The organism is Pseudomonas sp. Irchel s3f19, from assembly GCF_900187555.1.
In the GTDB taxonomy this organism is placed as follows: Bacteria; Pseudomonadota; Gammaproteobacteria; order Pseudomonadales; family Pseudomonadaceae; genus Aquipseudomonas; species Aquipseudomonas capeferrum.
Window position 1 is genome coordinate 328839 of sequence record NZ_FYDW01000002.1, and the last position, 17204, is coordinate 346042.

Genomic DNA, 17204 nt, shown 5'->3' on the forward strand with positions numbered 1-17204 from the left:
GGGCGCGCTGCGCCATCGCGGTCAACCATGGGCATTGTTTACAGCTCACGGCGCCAGAACAGTTCATGCCGGCGCACAGCCTTGCGGAAGAATTCGTTTTCGCCATAGGGCGACGGCCTGCGCCCGGCAAGCCAGCGTTGCAACAACCGCCGCAGGCGGCGTTTGAACGGCGCGGGAGGCTGCAGGTCGTGCATCATGCCCAGGGCCATGGCTTTGTCGTGCTGGGTCGGCACGTCCAGCACCAGCGAGCACGGTGCCCACGGCTGCTCGGCACTCAGTTGTGGTGGCAAGGCCACACCGTCGCCGCTGTCACCCATCGGCCAGCGGTCGTTGTCATGCAGGTGATTGGCGTAGCACAGCAGCGTTTGCGGCTGCCACGCCAGGCCTTGCAAGGCTTCCAGCACGGCCGCCTGGGCACAGACATGATCGGGGTGCGGGTCGAGTTGCGGGTGCGGCATGACCAGCACCTCGGGCTTGGCCATTGCCAACAGCGCACGCAGGTCGGCCAGCAGGTTGTGCCAGGTCGGCGCACCGTCATTGTCGGCCGGCAGCGGGAACGGATTGAACTGGCGGAACGGGCGGATATCAGCCATGTCGGCTTCGCGTGAAGCCGCTGGTACATCTGGCGCGGCCTGCATGGCGGGCAGTTGCAGGCAGAAGTAGCCCAACTGCACGCAGCGCGATTGCGGCACGCCAGCCCAGCGCGGCACGGCAATGCTGTCCCAGGCGCGCAAGCGCCCTTTCAGGCGTGCCGCCTGGGCCTTGCCCAGGCCCATTTTCTGATAGTGCTCGGCTTCGATCTCGCCGGCAGTCAGGGTGACCACCCAGGTTTCGTCAGCCTGGCTGTACAGCCCATAAGCCGCTAGCTCGGCATCATCGGCATGCGGCGCAATCACCATGACGCGGCGGCGCTGCAACTCGACGCTGGGGGTTATCCACAGGCGCGGTTCGCCCTGCAGCTGGCAATAGCGGCCACGCACACGCAGCGTGCCGGCCTTGAGCGGCAAGGCCATGCCGGTCAGGTTCAGGAAGCGCACCCCGTTGACGCCGCGCTCGAAGGTTTGCCGATCACTCAGCGCATCCGCAGAAAGCTCCACCCGCGGGTCGAGAAAGCGCCCCAGCCAGGTGCTCTTTATCCGCAGTTCCAGGACGAGGGTCTCGTCACCTTGCAGTGTCGCATCGGCCTGCAGCAGCCCACCCTGCAGGCTGACCGCCGCCGCGCGGGTTTGCTCACCGAAGTTGTAGGCGTAATCCTCGCCGGGTGCGTAGAACAAGTGATCGGCGAACCAGGCCTCATGGGCGGCCCAGACCAACGGCAGCAGCAAGAGCGGCAGCCACCACCAGGCCAGTACCCCCAGCGCGATCAGTGCGACCAGGCCGGCAAGCAGGCCCAGGCGCTTGTTGCGCCGATGGTGCTTGAGCAATTGCTGCTTGCGGCTCACGCCTGGAACACCGGCACGGGGTTGCACCAGCGATCCTTGTACTCGCGGTCGGCACGGCCGAACGAGAACCGCAGTGGCTTGTTACGTGCGCGGGCGTCTTCCCAGGCTGCCTGGGTGTTGAGGAAGCTCAGCACGCTACCGGGGCTGAATGCCTTGGTCTCGGGGTCGACGCCGCCGTTGACGTACTCGACGCTGATCCACTCGGGCGCTTCGACCCGGTACACCAGCTGAATCGCGATCGGTTTGTCGTCCAGCAGCAGCACCGAACCGATCAGCAGCTCGCGTAAACGCTCGAGCACCTCGGCCAGGCGCTCGGCGCCGGTAGCCGGGAAGCCCCAGCGGCGCTGGAAGAGGTCACGGTACATGGCGGCTATCTGGCCGGCGTCGAAGTCACTAATCGGCCGCACCACCCCGCCCGCCTCTTCCAGCAGGCGCAACTCGCGGCGCTGGTTGTAGCGGAACTTCTTAGACAGGTCTTCATGAGCGCGGGCCATGGCCAACTGCTCGGTCTGTGCCTTGAGGCCGGTAAAACGACCCTGATTCAGCTCGGACAGGTAACGCGCGGCATGGCGCAGCGGCGCGCTGGCATCGGCGGCGGCCGGCAGGATGATCTCGGCATTGCCCAGGTCGAACAGGCCCTTCTTGCCCGCGCGCTTGAGCACGTCCTTGGACAGCGCCAGGTGGCGCCCCCAAGTCGGAATCGCCGCTTTCAACTCGCCGTCTTGCAGCCAACCCAGGTAGCGCACGGGGATCTGCGCCAGCTCAGCCAACTGCTCGACCACCCGCGGATGGGTGGCAACGCTGCCACCAAACCGCGCCCAAGCCTCGGCATACGCCTTGGCGTCGATGACTTGCCAGCCGCGCTCGCGGAAGGCTTGAATACGATTAAGCATCACGCCTTCGCCACCAAGGCACGCACCTGCGGCAGTTGCCAGAAGGCTTCGCGTACCGCCGAGTCAGAGAAGCGCTGGTGCAGGCGTTGCAGCATGTGCTCGGCGCACGCCTCGCGCTGCTGGTCGTCTAGCGCGGCCATGTGCTTCAGGCCTTGAGCCAGCTGCGCATTATCGCCAAGGGGGAACAGCACACCCACACCCTCGACCACTTCGCGTGCCCCACCACAGGCCGTGGCCAGCAGTGGTACGCCCGCGACCATGGCTTCGAGCAGGACCATGCCGAACGGCTCATGATCGGAACTCAGGGCAAACACATCGAACGCCTTGAAATAGCGCCGCGCGTCCGGCACCTGGCCGAGGAAATCCACCTGGCCGGCAATGCCGAGCTCGGCCGCCAATGCCTTGAGTTGGGCTTCGAGGCGGCCTTTACCCAGAATCGCCAGGCGCGCGCCTGCGGGAAGCCCCGGCAGCGCTTCGGCAAAACCACGCAACAGCGTGGCCTGGTCCTTGTCCGGGTGCAGGCGCCCGACATTGCCGACAATCCACGCCTGAGGGTCCAGGCCAAGGGCCTGGCGCGCCGCTTCACGCGGCACCAATGCCGCTTGCAGGGCCTGGATGTCGATACGGTTGTACAGGGTCTGGATGCGTTCGGCCGGCCACTGCGGCAGGCAACGGCGCATGTCGTCACGCACCGCATCCGAAACACCCAGCAGGCTCAGGCGCTTGCTGAACAGGCTGGCAAACAGCCGCCGCCCCTTGCGCTGATAGTCGCCAAAGGCATGGTGCACGCCGATTACCGGTAGGCCGGTACCCAGCAATGCCACATAGATCGGCTTGAACCGGTGGGCGATGCAGAAACTGAAATTGCGCTCGGCAGCAATCCGCCGCAAGGCGCGGATGGCGCCGAGCTTCAGGCCACGCACAGCCTTGGAGCTGAACTCCAGAAACAGCACCTCGTCCGACGCGCAGCCCGCCGCAACCTGCGGGTCGGCGGCGCCGGTGAGAAATACCGTGGTGACCTGGTAGCCACGCCCCTGAAACAGGCTGGCGTACTGACGGGCACAGTCCAGGAACGGCCCGTCATAGCCATGGCAGAACTGCAGGATGCGCGGTTCAGAGCGGCTGGTCATACGCGGCCGCGCCGTCCTTCACTACCAGGATGTCTTCCATGATCAGATACTGCAGGTCCGAGCCAAAGAACATGTTCAAGGCATCGGTCGGCGAGCAGATCATCGGTTCACCACGACGGTTCAGCGAGGTGTTCAGCGAGACGCCGTTGCCGGTCAGGTTTTCCAGTGCCTTCATCATGTCGTAGTAGCGCGGGTTGTACTCGCGCTTCAGCACCTGGGCACGCGAAGTGCCGTCCTCGTGGACCACTTCCGGCACACGGGTTTTCCACTCTTCAGCCACTTCGAAGGTGAAGGTCATGAAGGGCGCCGGGTGGTCGACCTTGATCATCTGCGGCGCGACGGTGTCGAGCATCGACGGGCAGAAAGGCCTCCAGCGCTCGCGGAACTTGATCTGGTGGTTGATGCGGTCAGCCACGCCTTCGACGCTCGGGCAACCGATGATCGAACGACCGCCCAGGGCGCGTGGGCCGAACTCCATGCGGCCCTGGAACCAGGCCACCGGGTTGCCGTCGACCATGATTTTGGCGATCTGCTCTGGCATGTTGTCGAGCTTGCGCCACTTCGGCTGGTCCGGGTGACGGGCGCAGGCGGCGATCACGTCCTCGTTGGAGTACGACGGGCCGAGGTAGACGTGCTCCATCTTCTCGACCGGCACGCCACGGGCGTGGGAAACATAAGCAGCAGCACCCACCGCAGTACCGGCGTCACCGGATGCCGGCTGGACGAACAGCTCCTTCACATCCGGGCGGGCGATGATCTTCTGGTTGAGCTTGACGTTCAGCGCGCAGCCGCCGGCGAAAGCCAGCTTGCCAGTCTGCTTCAAGGTGTCGCCCAGGTAATGGTCGATCATCTGCAGGGCCAACTTTTCGAACAGCGCCTGCATGCTGGCTGCGTAGTGGATGTACGGCTCGTCGGCAATGTCGCCTTCGCGCTTGGGGCCCAGCCATTCGATCAGCTTCGGCGAGAAGTAGAAGCCCTTGCCCTTCTCTTTATAGCGGCGCAGGCCGATGACGTTGGCGTATTCGGTGTTGATCACCAACTCGCCGTTCTCGAAGCTGGCCAGGCGCGAGAAGTCATACTTGCTGGCATCGCCGTACGGCGCCATGCCCATGACCTTGAACTCGCCGTCGAGCATCTCGAAACCGAGGAACTCGGTGATCGCGCCATACAGGCCGCCCAGGGAGTCCGGATCGAAGAACTCCTTGATCTTGTGGATCTTGCCGTTTTCGCCGTAGCCGAAGAAGGTGGTGGCGTACTCGCCCTTACCGTCGATGCCGAGGATCGCGGTTTTTTCCTTGAAGCCCGAGCAGTGGTAGGCGCTGGAGGCGTGGGCCAGGTGGTGCTCGACCGGCTCGATCTTGACCTTTTTCGGGTCGAAACCCAATTGCTCCAGGCACCAGACGATCTTCTTGCGGTAGCGCTTGTAGCGGCGGTTGCCCATCAGGATCGCGTCGAGGGCGCGGTCCGGGGCGTACCAGTAACGCTTGGCATAGTGCCAGCGGGCTTTGCCGAACAGGCTGATCGGGGCAAACGGAATGGCTACCACGTCGACGTCGGACGGTTTGATGCCCGCCTGCTCCAGGCAGAACTTCGCCGACTCGTAGGGCATGCGGTTCTTCGCATGCTTGTCACGCACGAAGCGCTCTTCTTCGGCGGCGGCAATCAGCTTGCCGTCAATGTACAGGGCCGCGGAAGGGTCATGGCTAAGGGCGCCGGACAGGCCAAGAATCGTCAATGCCAAGGGATTAGCCTCTTCATTCGGTAGAGATGCGCCAGCGGCCTTGTGGGCGGATGGCGGCTAAAGGGCGGGATTATAACGCAAACAACAAGGACACACCGCCCCTTGTAGGCGCCTGGTTATTCGGCGATCAGCCAGTCCATCCGGTAGCTGCCAGCGGTTTGCGCCAGCTCTTTGGCCAACCACGGCAGCAGCTCGTGGAGCTCTTCTTCCAGCCCCCACGGCGGGTTGGCAATGGCCAGGCCAGAGCCATTGAGCCCCTGCGGGCTGTCCTGGTGGTGCACGTACAACTCGACACGCAACAGCTTGGGCGCGCCGGTGCTGGTCAGGTCCTGATAAAAGCGGGTCAGCGAGCGCTGATCCTTGATCGGGTACCAGATGGCCGCGACAGTCTGGCGCATGCGCCCGATTGCCTCTTTCATCGAGTTGGTGCAGCGCTTGAGCTCATCGGCCTGCTCGAACGGCGGGTCGATCAGCATGATCGCGCGTTTTTCCTGCACCGGCAGCAGGGCACGCGGCACATGCCAGCCCTCGCCCAGGTGCACGAATACGCGCGGGTCCTTCTTCATGTTCTCTTTGAGCAGCGGCCCGTCTTCGGGGTGCTTCTCGTTGAGCAGGGCGCGGTCCTGCTGACGCATCAGGCGGCGGGCGAGCTCTGGCGAGCCTGGGTAGTAACGCAGTTCGCCATCGGCATTGAGCCGCTTGATGATGCGCAGGTAATCGCCGGCCATGGCCGGCAGGTCGTCGCGATTCCACAGCCGGGCAACGCCCTCGAGGTATTCACCGGTGCGGGTCGCCTGGTCGCCCTGCAAGTCATACAGTCCAAGGCCTGCGTGGGTGTCGATATAGGCGAACGGCTGCTCCTTGCGCGACATCAGGGCGATGAGGCGGGTCAGCACGATGTGCTTGAGGACGTCGGCGTGGTTGCCGGCGTGGAAGGCGTGACGATAATTCATGGCAACTCCTGCGGGGGTGGCAAGTTTACCTTGCCTTGCAGGCGGAGTCAGGCCTGGCTGTCGATCAGCGGCGCCCGCGAAGCAGGCACCGCTCATTCAACAGGTATTACTTGTCGGCGTGATACGCCGCGTCGGCCGTCTCGAAGCGCTGCACCATCGCTTGCGATGGGCTGCCCAGCTTGCTCACCAGAATGATGGCGATGCTGCCCAACAGGAAGCCCGGGATGATTTCGTACAGGCCCCAGACATCGATCTGCTTCCACACGATCACGGTCAGCGCCCCCACCACGATACCGGCCAGGGCACCGTTACGGGTCATGCCCTTCCACAGCACCGAGATCAGCACCACCGGACCAAAGGCAGCACCGAAGCCTGCCCAGGCATAAGCCACCAGGCCCAGTACACGGTTGTCCGGGTCGGCTGCCATGGCGATGGCGATCAGCGCCACGGCCAGCACCATCAGGCGGCCAACCCAGACCAGCTCGCGCTGCGAGGCATTCTTGCGCAGGAAGGCTTTATAGAAGTCTTCGGTCAAGGCACTGGAGCAAACCAGCAACTGGCAGCTCAGGGTGCTCATCACCGCCGCCAGGATGGCCGACAGCAGCACACCGGCGATCCATGGGTTGAACAGGATCTTCGCCAGCTCGATGAACACGCGCTCGCGGTTCTCGGTGACCGGGCCTGCCAGGTCAGGGTGCGCCGAGAAGTAGGCGATGCCGAAGAAGCCCACGGCGCAGGTGCCAGCCAGGCACAGGATCATCCAGGTCATGGAGATGCGGCGTGCCTTGGCGATCGACTTGACCGAATCGGCGGCCATGAAGCGCGCCAGGATGTGCGGCTGCCCGAAGTAACCCAGGCCCCAGCCCATCAGCGAGATGATGCCGACGAAGGTTGCACCTTTGAGCATGTCGAAGTTGGCCGGGTTCTGCGCCTCGATGGCCAGGAAGGTGGTGTCGACGCCACCGGTGGAGATCAGCACGATGATCGGGGTAAGGATCAGCGCGAAGATCATCAGCGATGCCTGCACGGTATCGGTCCAGCTCACCGCCAGGAAGCCACCGACGAAGGTGTAGGCGATGGTCGCCGCAGCACCGGCCCACAGCGCGGTTTCATACGGCATGCCGAACGTGCTTTCGAACAAACGAGCACCGGCCACGATGCCAGAGGCGCAATAGATGGTGAAGAACACCAGGATGACGATGGCCGAGATGATCCGCAGCAGGCCGCTTTGGTCTTCGAAACGGCTGGCGAAGTAGTCCGGCAGCGTCAGTGCATCGCCGTTGTGCTCGGTCTGCACCCGCAGGCGGCCGGCAACGAACAGCCAGTTCAGGTAGGCACCAACGGTCAGGCCGATGGCGATCCAGGCTTCGGAAAGGCCCGAGAAGTAGATGGCGCCCGGCAGGCCCATCAACAGCCAGCCGCTCATGTCGGAGGCACCGGCGGAAAGCGCGGTAACCACACTGCCCAAGCTGCGCCCGCCAAGGATGTAGTCGGAAAGGTTATTGGTGGCGCGATAGGCGGCGAAGCCGATCAGCACCATTGCCGCGATGTAGATCACGAAGGTGATCGTTAGTGGATTGCCCATGCGTGTGCCCTGGCGTTTGTTTTTATTTCATGCACAACCACAACGAGGTGGTTGCACCCAGGCGACGAATCCTATGCAACAACACAAACGAGGTGCAACCATTTTTCTTCCTGTAGTTGCACCTACTTATGCATTTTCAGTTATTGCCTACTTTTTGCTCCTTTTTGGAGCAAAAACCGCGTTTTTCAGATTAAAACGCACCATAAACAACCCTTTATTACGTGTAGGAATGTTCGCCGGACGAGTTGCACCTTTTCTGCCAAAAAAACGGGTTGCACCTGGTTGCACCCGAATTGCCCTACAGATACTCTTGGCGTCAGCTTAGGCCACAACCGTGGCAATAACGAGGATAAGAAATGGCGACGACCACCCTTGGGGTCAAACTTGATGACCCTACCCGTGAGCGACTCAAAGCAGCTGCGCAGTCCATCGACCGCACGCCGCACTGGTTGATCAAGCAAGCGATCTTCAACTACCTGGAGAAGCTCGAGGGTGGCGCCACCCTGACCGAACTGAACGGTCAGGCCAGCAACCTGGCCGACGACGCGGGCGAAATCCAGCCCGACCATGCTCACCAGTGCTTCCTCGAGTTCGCCGAGAGCATCCTGCCGCAATCGGTCCTGCGTTCGGCCATCACTGCCGCCTATCGCCGCCCCGAGCAGGAAGTCATCCCGATGCTGCTGGAGCAGGCTCGCCTGAGTGCGCCGCTGGCAGAGGCCACCAACAAACTGGCCGCCGGCATCGCCGAGAAACTGCGCAACCAGAAGAGCGCAGGCGGGCGTGCCGGCATCGTCCAAGGGCTGCTGCAAGAGTTCTCGCTGTCGTCCCAGGAAGGCGTGGCGCTGATGTGCCTGGCCGAAGCCTTGCTGCGCATCCCCGACAAAGGCACCCGTGACGCGCTGATCCGCGACAAGATCAGCAACGGCAACTGGCAGCCGCACCTGGGCAACAGCCCGTCGCTGTTCGTCAACGCCGCCACCTGGGGGCTGTTGCTGACCGGCAAGCTGGTGTCTACCCATAATGAGTCTGGCCTGACCTCGTCGCTTACCCGCATCATCGGCAAAAGCGGCGAGCCGATGATCCGCAAGGGCGTCGACATGGCGATGCGCCTGATGGGCGAGCAGTTTGTCACCGGCGAAACCATCGCCGAAGCCCTGGCCAACGCCAGCCGTTTCGAGGCCAAGGGTTTCCGTTATTCCTACGACATGCTCGGCGAAGCTGCACTGACCGAGCACGACGCCCAGAAGTACCTGGCGTCCTACGAGCAGGCCATCCACTCGATCGGCAAAGCCTCCCATGGCCGCGGCATCTATGAAGGCCCAGGCATCTCGATCAAACTGTCGGCGCTGCACCCACGCTACAGCCGCGCCCAGTACGAGCGCGTGATGGAAGAGCTGTACCCGCGCCTGCTGTCGCTGACCCTGCTGGCCAAGCAATACGACATCGGCCTGAACATCGACGCCGAAGAGGCCGACCGCCTGGAGCTGTCGCTCGACCTGCTCGAGCGCCTGTGCTTCGAACCTTCGCTGGCTGGCTGGAACGGCATTGGTTTCGTTATCCAGGCCTACCAGAAGCGCTGCCCGTACGTCATCGACTATGTCATCGACCTGGCCAAGCGCAGCCGCCACCGCCTGATGATCCGCCTGGTGAAAGGCGCCTATTGGGACAGCGAGATCAAGCGCGCCCAGGTTGAAGGCCTGGAAGGCTACCCAGTCTATACCCGCAAGGTGTACACCGACGTTTCCTACGTTGCCTGTGCACGCAAGCTGCTGGCAGTACCCGAAGCCATCTACCCGCAGTTCGCCACGCACAACGCCCACACCCTGTCGGCCATCTACCACATCGCCGGCCAGAACTATTACCCAGGCCAGTACGAGTTCCAGTGCCTGCACGGCATGGGCGAGCCACTGTACGAACAAGTGGTCGGCAAGATCTCCGAAGGCAAGCTGAACCGCCCGTGCCGCGTGTACGCGCCGGTCGGCACCCACGAAACCCTGCTGGCCTACCTGGTCCGCCGCTTGCTGGAAAACGGCGCCAACACCTCGTTCGTCAACCGCATTGCCGACCATTCCATTTCCATCCAGGAACTGGTCGCCGACCCGGTCGCCAGCATCGAGCGCATGGGTACCCAGGAAGGCAGCCTCGGCCTGCCGCACCCGCGCATTCCGCTGCCGCGTGAGCTGTATGGCAGCGAGCGGGCCAACTCGGCCGGTATCGACATGGCCAACGAACACCGCCTGGCGTCGCTGTCCTGCGCCATGCTGGCCACCGCCCACAACGACTGGAAAGCCACCCCGCTGCTGGCCTGCGCCGCCAGTGAAGCAGCCGTAGCACCGGTACTGAACCCGGCAGACCACCGCGACGTGGTCGGCCATGTTCAGGAAGCCACCGTTGCCGACGTCGACAACGCCATCCAGTGCGCACTCAACGCCGCGCCGATCTGGCAGGCCACCCCGCCCGCCGAGCGCGCTGCGATACTGGAGCGCACCGCCGACCTGATGGAAGCCGAGATCCAGCCGCTGATGGGCCTGCTCATCCGCGAAGCCGGCAAGACCTTCGCCAACGCCATCGCCGAAGTGCGCGAGGCCGTGGACTTCCTGCGCTACTACGCGGTGCAGGCACGCAACGACTTCAGCAACGACGCCCACCGCCCGCTGGGCCCGGTGGTCTGCATCAGCCCGTGGAACTTCCCACTGGCGATCTTCACCGGCCAGGTGGCCGCTGCCCTGGCGGCCGGTAACCCGGTCTTGGCCAAGCCTGCCGAACAGACCCCGCTGATCGCGGCCCAGGCCGTGCGCCTGCTGCTTGAGGCCGGCATTCCCGAAGGCGTCCTGCAACTGCTGCCAGGCCGTGGCGAGACCGTGGGTGCTGGCCTGGTCGGTGACGAGCGCGTCAAAGGCGTGATGTTCACCGGCTCCACCGAAGTCGCCCGTCTGCTGCAGCGCAACGTCGCCGGGCGCCTGGACAACCAGGGCCGGCCGATCCCGCTGATCGCCGAAACCGGCGGCCAGAACGCGATGATCGTCGACTCCTCGGCGCTGACCGAGCAGGTGGTGATCGACGTGGTGTCCTCGGCCTTCGACAGCGCCGGCCAGCGTTGCTCGGCCCTGCGCGTACTGTGCCTGCAGGAAGATTCTGCCGACCGCGTGATCGAAATGCTCAAGGGTGCCATGGCCGAAAACCGCCTGGGCAACCCGGACCGCCTGGCCGTGGACATTGGCCCGGTGATTGACGCCGAAGCCAAGGCGGGTATTGAAAAACACATCCAGGGCATGCGTGAAAAAGGCCGCTCGGTGTACCAGGTCGCCATCGCCGATGCTGGCGAGGTCAAGCGCGGCACCTTCGTCATGCCGACCCTGATCGAGCTGGACAGCTTCGATGAGCTCAAGCGCGAGATCTTCGGCCCGGTGCTGCACGTGGTGCGCTACAACCGCCGCAACCTCGACCAGTTGATCGAGCAGATCAACAACTCCGGCTACGGCCTGACCCTCGGCGTGCACACCCGCATCGACGAGACCATTGCCAAGGTGGTGGAGAACGCCAACGCCGGCAACATGTACGTCAACCGCAACATCGTTGGTGCGGTGGTGGGCGTGCAGCCGTTCGGTGGTGAAGGCCTGTCTGGTACCGGCCCGAAAGCTGGTGGCCCGCTGTACCTGTACCGCCTGCTGTCGACCCGCCCGGCTGACGCGATTGGCCGTCACTTCCAGCTTCAGGATGGCGAAGGCAAGCCGGACCGCACCCTGCACGAGCAGTTGATCAAGCCGCTGCACAGTCTCAAGGCCTGGGCCGAGAGCAACCAACAGGCCGACCTGGCCGCGCTGTGCACACAGTTCGCCGGCCAGTCGCAGAGCGGCATCGCCCGCCTGCTGCCAGGGCCTACCGGCGAGCGCAACAGCTACACCATCCTGCCGCGCGAGCACGTGCTGTGCCTGGCGGACAACGAGGCTGACCTGCTGGCGCAGTTTGCCGCGGTGCTGGCCGTTGGCAGCTCGGCGGTGTGGGTGGATGGCGAGCCAGGCAAAGGCCTGCGCGGCCGCCTGCCGAAGGAGCTGCAGGGCAAGGTCAAGCTGGTGGCAGACTGGAACAAGGATGACGTGGCGTTCGATGCCGTGATCCACCATGGTGACTCGGACCAGCTGCGTGGCGTTTGCCAGCAGGTGGCCAAGCGCGCCGGGGCGATCGTCGGGGTGCACGGGTTGTCCAGCGGGGATCATCAGATTGCGCTGGAGCGCTTGGTGATCGAGCGGGCGGTGAGTGTGAATACCGCTGCTGCTGGGGGTAATGCCAGCTTGATGACCATTGGTTGATAGCTGACGGTTGGTGAAGAAGGAGAGCTTAGGCTCTCCTTTTTTTATGGGTTTGGTGTTACGGCCACCAGGTGCATGCCACTGGCTTCTCGGGCGCGCTCGAGATCGAGCGCCGCCCGCGCGGCGCATCGCGACGCAAGGCCGCTCCTACATTTGTTTCGGGCCAATTATTCCTGAGGTATTGGCGCGCGGCTCCTTGGTGTTCGCCTCGATATTGCGTCGTGCGAACAAGGCGGTCGCGCGCAAATGCCATAGGCCTCACTGGCCCGAAACAAATGTAGGAGCGAGCTGGCTCGCGATGCGCCGCGCGGGCGGCGCTCGATCTCAGGACCAGCAAATACGTCACGGCTAGCGCCTGCCCGCCCCCACACCTTCTAAACCCATATCACCCCCACCTATTAACCTGTCTCCCACCTCTATTTAAATCCTAGACTCGGTCCAACCCCGCCCAAGGACCGCCCCGATGCCCGAGACCCTGCTCAGCCCCCGCAACCTCGCCTTCGAACTCTACGAAGTGCTCGACGCCGAAGCCCTGACCCAGCGCCCGCGCTTCGCCGAGCACAGCCGCGAAACCTTCGACGCGGCCCTGACCACCGCCCGCACCATCGCCGAAAAGTACTTCGCGCCCCACAACCGCAAGGCCGACGAAAACGAGCCGCGCTATGTGGACGGCCGCGCTGAGCTGATCCCGGAGGTCAAACCGGCAGTCGATGCCTTCCTCGATGCGGGGTTTCTCAACGCCAACCGCGACTTCGAAGCCGGCGGCATGCAACTGCCCAGCCTGGTCTCGCAAGCCTGCTTCGCCCACTTCCAGGCTGCCAACGCCGGCACTACGGCCTACCCGTTCCTGACCATGGGCGCGGCCAACCTGATCGAAAGCTTCGGCAGCGAGGAGCAAAAGCGCCTGTTCCTGCAGCCGATGATCGAAGGCCGCTACTTCGGCACCATGGCCCTGACCGAACCGCATGCCGGGTCTTCACTGGCCGATATCCGCACCCGCGCCGAACCCGCCGGCGATGGCAGCTACCGGCTCAAGGGCAACAAAATCTTCATCTCCGGCGGCGACCACGAACTGTCGGAAAACATCGTGCACATGGTCCTGGCCAAGCTGCCGGACGCACCGCCCGGCGTGAAGGGGATCTCGCTGTTCATCGTGCCTAAGTACCTGGTCAACCAGGACGGCAGCCGCAGTGAACGCAACGACGTGCTGCTGGCCGGCCTGTTCCACAAGATGGGCTGGCGCGGCACCACCTCTACCGCGCTCAACTTCGGTGACAACGGCCAGTGCGTCGGCTACCTGGTCGGCCAGCCGCACCAGGGCCTGGCCTGCATGTTCCAGATGATGAACGAGGCACGTATCGGCGTCGGCATGGGCGCGGTGATGCTCGGTTATGCCGGCTACCTGTATTCGCTGGAGTACGCCCGCCAACGGCCGCAGGGGCGCCTGCCAGACAGCAAGGACCCGCAGAGCCCCGCCGTCCCTATCATTGGACACAGCGACGTGAAGCGCATGCTGCTGACCCAAAAAGCCTACGTGGAAGGCGCCTTCGACCTGGGCCTGTACGCCGCGCGCCTGTTCGACGACACCCAGACCGCCGACGACCAGAGCTCTCGGCAACAGGCCCAGACACTGCTCGACCTGCTGACCCCGATCGTCAAATCCTGGCCGTCGGCGTACTGCCTCAAAGCTAACGAACTGGCCATCCAGATCCTCGGCGGGCACGGCTACACCCGCGAATACCCGGTCGAGCAGTATTACCGCGACAACCGCCTGAACCCGATCCACGAGGGCACTGAGGGCATCCAGTCACTCGACCTGCTCGGCCGCAAACTGGCGCAACACAACGGCGCCGGGCTCAAGCAACTGATCCGCCTGATCGCCAGCACGGCCGAGCGCGCCAGCCACCACCCCGGCCTCGACACCTTGCGCCAGCCACTGGAGCAACTGGTCAATCGCCTGCAAGCCGTCACCCTCGCCCTGCTGGGCGATCTCGCCCAAGGCAAGGTCAATGCCGCCCTGGCCAACTCGGCCCTGTACCTGAAGGCGTTCGGCCATTGCGTGATCGGTTGGCGCTGGCTGGAGCAAGCCCTCCACGCTGAACTTGGCCTGCTCAAGGGCAATGCCGCAGACCGCGACTTCTACCAGGGCAAACTGCAGGCCGCCCGTTATTTCCTCACCTGGGAAGTGCCTGGCTGCCATAATGAGCTGGCATTGCTCGAGGCCCGCGACGATACGTGCCTGAGCATGCAAGAGGAGTGGTTCTAGGGGGAGCCACCACTGACTCGGAGGTTCCCGCATGTTCGATTCCAGCGCCCTGCTGCGCCAGCGCTTCGCCGCGCTGCGCAGCACGGCGGAGTTGTTTTCCCTGCGCCATGTGAAACAGTCGCACCAGGCGCTGTCGGTGCGCCGCAATGTGGCCGAGCCACCGTTCTTCAGCCAGGACGAGGGCGCCATGCTCACCGTGCGGGTCAATGGCGTGGAGGCTTATGCAGCCACCGCAGACCTGTCCCAGCACGGCCTGCAACAGGCACTCGAACGCGCCGAAGCCCTGGCCCGGCAGATCGCCGGGCATAGCCTGCTGGACCTGCGCGAGCAACCGGTGACCAGCGCGCGCCACGACCACGTTTCGCCCCACTTCGATCAACCCTTGCCCAGCCTTGCCGACTGCCTCGGCCTGCTCGCCGCCGAATCGGCCAGCGTGCCCAAGGACAGCCGCCTGGTGGACTGGCAGGCCGGCCTGGGCATGAGCGTGGTCGAGCAAACCTACCTCAACTCTGCCGGCGCCGAACTGCGCCACGCCCAGCGCTTCCTGTTCCCAGGCCTGAGCGTGACCGCCAGCGACGGCCAGGACAGCCAGAGCCGCAGCCTGGGCCGGGACAACTTCGGCCAGCAGGGCGGTTTCGAGATCGTCGAGCGCTGTGGCCTGGTCAGCGCCGCCAGTCGCGTCGCCGACGAAGCGCTGCAACTGTTGCTGGCACCCAATACACCCAGCGGCCCGCGCGACCTGCTGCTGATGCCCGACCAGATGATGCTGCAGATTCACGAGTCCATCGGCCACCCACTGGAGATGGACCGCATTCTCGGCGACGAGCGCAACTACGCCGGCACCAGCTTCGTCAAAGCCAGCGACTTCGGCCACCTGCAATACGGCTCGGCGCTGCTCAACGTGACCTTCGACCCGACCATCGGCGAAGAGCTGGCCAGCTACAGCTACGACGATGACGGCACCCAGGCCAGCAAGCAATTCCTGATCCGCGACGGCTTGCTGTTGCGCCCGCTGGGCGGCGCCCTGTCGCAGTTCCGCTCGGGCCTGGACGGCGTGGCCAACAGCCGTGCCTGTGGCTGGAACCGCGCACCGATCGACCGCATGGCCAACCTCAACATCGAGCCAGGCGACCGCTCGCTGGCACAATTGGTCAAGGGCATCGAGCACGGCATCCTGATGCGCACCAACCGCTCGTGGTCCATCGACGATGCACGCAACAAGTTCCAGTTCGGCTGCGAGTGGGGCCAACTGATCGAGAACGGCGAACTCAAGGGCGTCGTCAAAAACCCCAACTACCGCGGCATCTCGGCGCAGTTCTGGCGCAACCTGTCGGCAGTCGGCGACCGCAGCACCTTCCAGGTGCTGGGCACGCCCAACTGCGGCAAAGGCGAACCCAACCAGGTGGTACGGGTCGGCCACGCCTCGCCGGCCTGCGTGTTCCGCCAGATCGACGTATTCGGAGGCGACGCCTGATGAGCGCCACACCCCAGCAACGCTTCGAAACCCTGCTTGGCGCCCTGCGCGATACCCTTCAGGTGGGCGAGCAGTTCACCCTTGGTTACAGCGCCGAACAGTCGCAGTTCATCCGCTTCAACCACGCCCTGGTGCGCCAGGCCGGCGAGGTCAGCCAGGCCAGCGTGCAATTGCGCCTGATGCGTGACGGCCGCCAGGCCGAGCAGCAGATCACCCTCGGCGATGATGCCGTGCTGGACCGCACGCGCCTGGCCGATGCCCTCAGCCAACTGCGCCAGACCCTGCCGCTGTTGCCGGTCGACCCCTACCTGCGCCTGGACGATACCCCATGGCACAGCCATAGCCAGCAGGATCACCCGCTGCCGGAGCTGGATGAGGTCCTTGCCCTGATCGAACGTGAAGCCGGCGACCTGGACTTGGTCGGCATCTATGCCGCCGGGCCGATCTGTCGCGGTTTCGCCAACTCGTTCGGCGCCTTCGGCTGGCACCAGGCCAACAGTTTCAACATGGACTGGAGCCTGTTCCACAGCAACGGCCAAGCAGTGAAAGCCAACTATGCCGGGCAGGTGTGGCACGCCGACGACTTCACCGCCCGCCTGCGCCAGGCCCGCGAACAGCTGGCCTTCCTCGGCCGCCCGGCGATTACCTTGAAGCCGGGCAGCTACCGCGCCTACCTGGCGCCTGCGGCCATGGACGAGATTGCCGGCATGCTGTGCTGGGGCGGTTTTTCCGCGCAGGCGCTGGCCACCGGCAACAGCGCCCTGCAACGCCTGTACAACGGCGATGCCCGCTTGAGCCCGCTGGTCAGCTTCGACGAGCAGATCAGCGGCTCGCTGAGCCCGGCGTTCTCGGATGAGGGTTCACCGCGCCTCGATGTGCCGCTGATCACCCAAGGCCAGGCCGTGCAGCGTTTGATCAGCGCGCGTAGCGCGGCCGAGTTCGCACTGCAGGCCAATGGCGCCGACAGCTACGAGTCGCCCTGCGCCTTGAGCCTGGCGCCGGGCAACCTGGCCAGTGAGGCGATCCTCGAACGGCTTGGCACCGGGCTGTATATCAGTAACCTGTGGTACCTGAACTACTCGGACCTGCCAGCGGCGCGCATGACCGGCCTGACCCGCTTTGCCACCTTCTGGGTAGAGAATGGTGAGATTCAGGGGCCGGTGAGCACCATGCGCTTCGATGACAGCCTGTACAGCCTGCTGGGCAACCAACTGGAAGACCTGACCCGCGAGCGCGAGATGATCCTTTCCACCAGTACCTATGGACAGCGCAGTACCGGGTCGAGTCATTTGCCGGGGGCTCTGGTCAAAGGCCTTACCCTGACATTGTGATTGGCGTTGCTGGCCTCTTCGCGGGGCAAGCCCGCTCCCACACATAGCCGCCGCTTCTGGTGGCTGCGCGGTACTTGTG

The 17204-nt window shown here is 64.3% G+C and carries 11 protein-coding genes; 5 read left to right on the forward strand and 6 right to left on the reverse strand.

The window, feature by feature from the left end; translation table 11 throughout:
• Nucleotides 1-38: 38 nt before the first annotated feature.
• The 6 genes from CKW22_RS05460 to putP form a co-directional block, all read right to left on the reverse strand.
• Nucleotides 39-1442, reverse strand: a complete 1404-nt coding sequence (locus CKW22_RS05460; protein ID WP_095063882.1) for a PIG-L deacetylase family protein — start codon at nt 1440-1442, stop codon at nt 39-41.
• Nucleotides 1439-2335 (reverse strand): antimicrobial resistance protein Mig-14, encoded by an 897-nt coding sequence (locus CKW22_RS05465; RefSeq protein WP_033701856.1) that lies wholly within the window; start codon nt 2333-2335, stop codon nt 1439-1441. The genes CKW22_RS05460 and CKW22_RS05465 overlap by 4 nt, the downstream gene beginning before the upstream one ends.
• Nucleotides 2335-3465, reverse strand: coding sequence for a glycosyltransferase (locus CKW22_RS05470; RefSeq protein ID WP_095063883.1), 1131 nt, complete (start codon nt 3463-3465; stop codon nt 2335-2337). The genes CKW22_RS05465 and CKW22_RS05470 overlap by 1 nt, the downstream gene beginning before the upstream one ends.
• A complete protein-coding gene (locus tag CKW22_RS05475) occupies nt 3449-5206 on the reverse strand; it encodes a carbamoyltransferase (protein WP_027592485.1) in 1758 nt (585 codons plus the stop codon). Before CKW22_RS05475 ends, CKW22_RS05470 begins: the two co-directional genes overlap by 17 nt.
• Nucleotides 5207-5322: 116 nt before the next feature.
• The gene (locus CKW22_RS05480; protein WP_033701858.1) at nt 5323-6159 is read right to left on the reverse strand and encodes a 23S rRNA (adenine(2030)-N(6))-methyltransferase RlmJ; all 837 of its coding nucleotides are present in this window, start codon (nt 6157-6159) and stop codon (nt 5323-5325) included.
• A gap of 106 nt (nt 6160-6265) precedes the next feature.
• A complete protein-coding gene (putP, locus tag CKW22_RS05485; RefSeq protein ID WP_033701859.1) occupies nt 6266-7744 on the reverse strand; it encodes a sodium/proline symporter PutP in 1479 nt (492 codons plus the stop codon).
• On the opposite strand from putP, the gene CKW22_RS27225 reads away from it, so the two are divergent.
• The 5 genes from CKW22_RS27225 to CKW22_RS05505 all read left to right on the forward strand — a co-directional run bounded on the left by CKW22_RS27225 (nt 7743) and on the right by CKW22_RS05505 (nt 17125).
• Nucleotides 7743-8069, forward strand: coding sequence for a hypothetical protein (locus CKW22_RS27225; protein ID WP_143500709.1), 327 nt, complete (start codon nt 7743-7745; stop codon nt 8067-8069). The two genes, putP and CKW22_RS27225, sit on opposite strands and share 2 nt — an antisense overlap.
• Before the next feature lie 31 nt (nt 8070-8100).
• Nucleotides 8101-12054, forward strand: a complete 3954-nt coding sequence (putA, locus tag CKW22_RS05490) for a trifunctional transcriptional regulator/proline dehydrogenase/L-glutamate gamma-semialdehyde dehydrogenase (protein WP_033701860.1) — start codon at nt 8101-8103, stop codon at nt 12052-12054.
• Between the two features lie 463 nt (nt 12055-12517).
• Nucleotides 12518-14320 carry an acyl-CoA dehydrogenase gene (locus CKW22_RS05495; RefSeq protein ID WP_095063884.1) on the forward strand — a complete coding sequence of 601 codons (1803 nt, stop codon included), beginning with the start codon at nt 12518-12520 and terminating at the stop codon, nt 14318-14320.
• Nucleotides 14321-14351: 31 nt separating this feature from the next.
• Nucleotides 14352-15794 (forward strand): TldD/PmbA family protein, encoded by a 1443-nt coding sequence (locus CKW22_RS05500; protein WP_047582265.1) that lies wholly within the window; start codon nt 14352-14354, stop codon nt 15792-15794.
• Complete coding sequence (locus tag CKW22_RS05505) at nt 15794-17125, forward strand: TldD/PmbA family protein (protein WP_047582263.1); 1332 nt, start codon at nt 15794-15796, stop codon at nt 17123-17125. Before CKW22_RS05500 ends, CKW22_RS05505 begins: the two co-directional genes overlap by 1 nt.
• Nucleotides 17126-17204 lie beyond the last annotated feature (79 nt).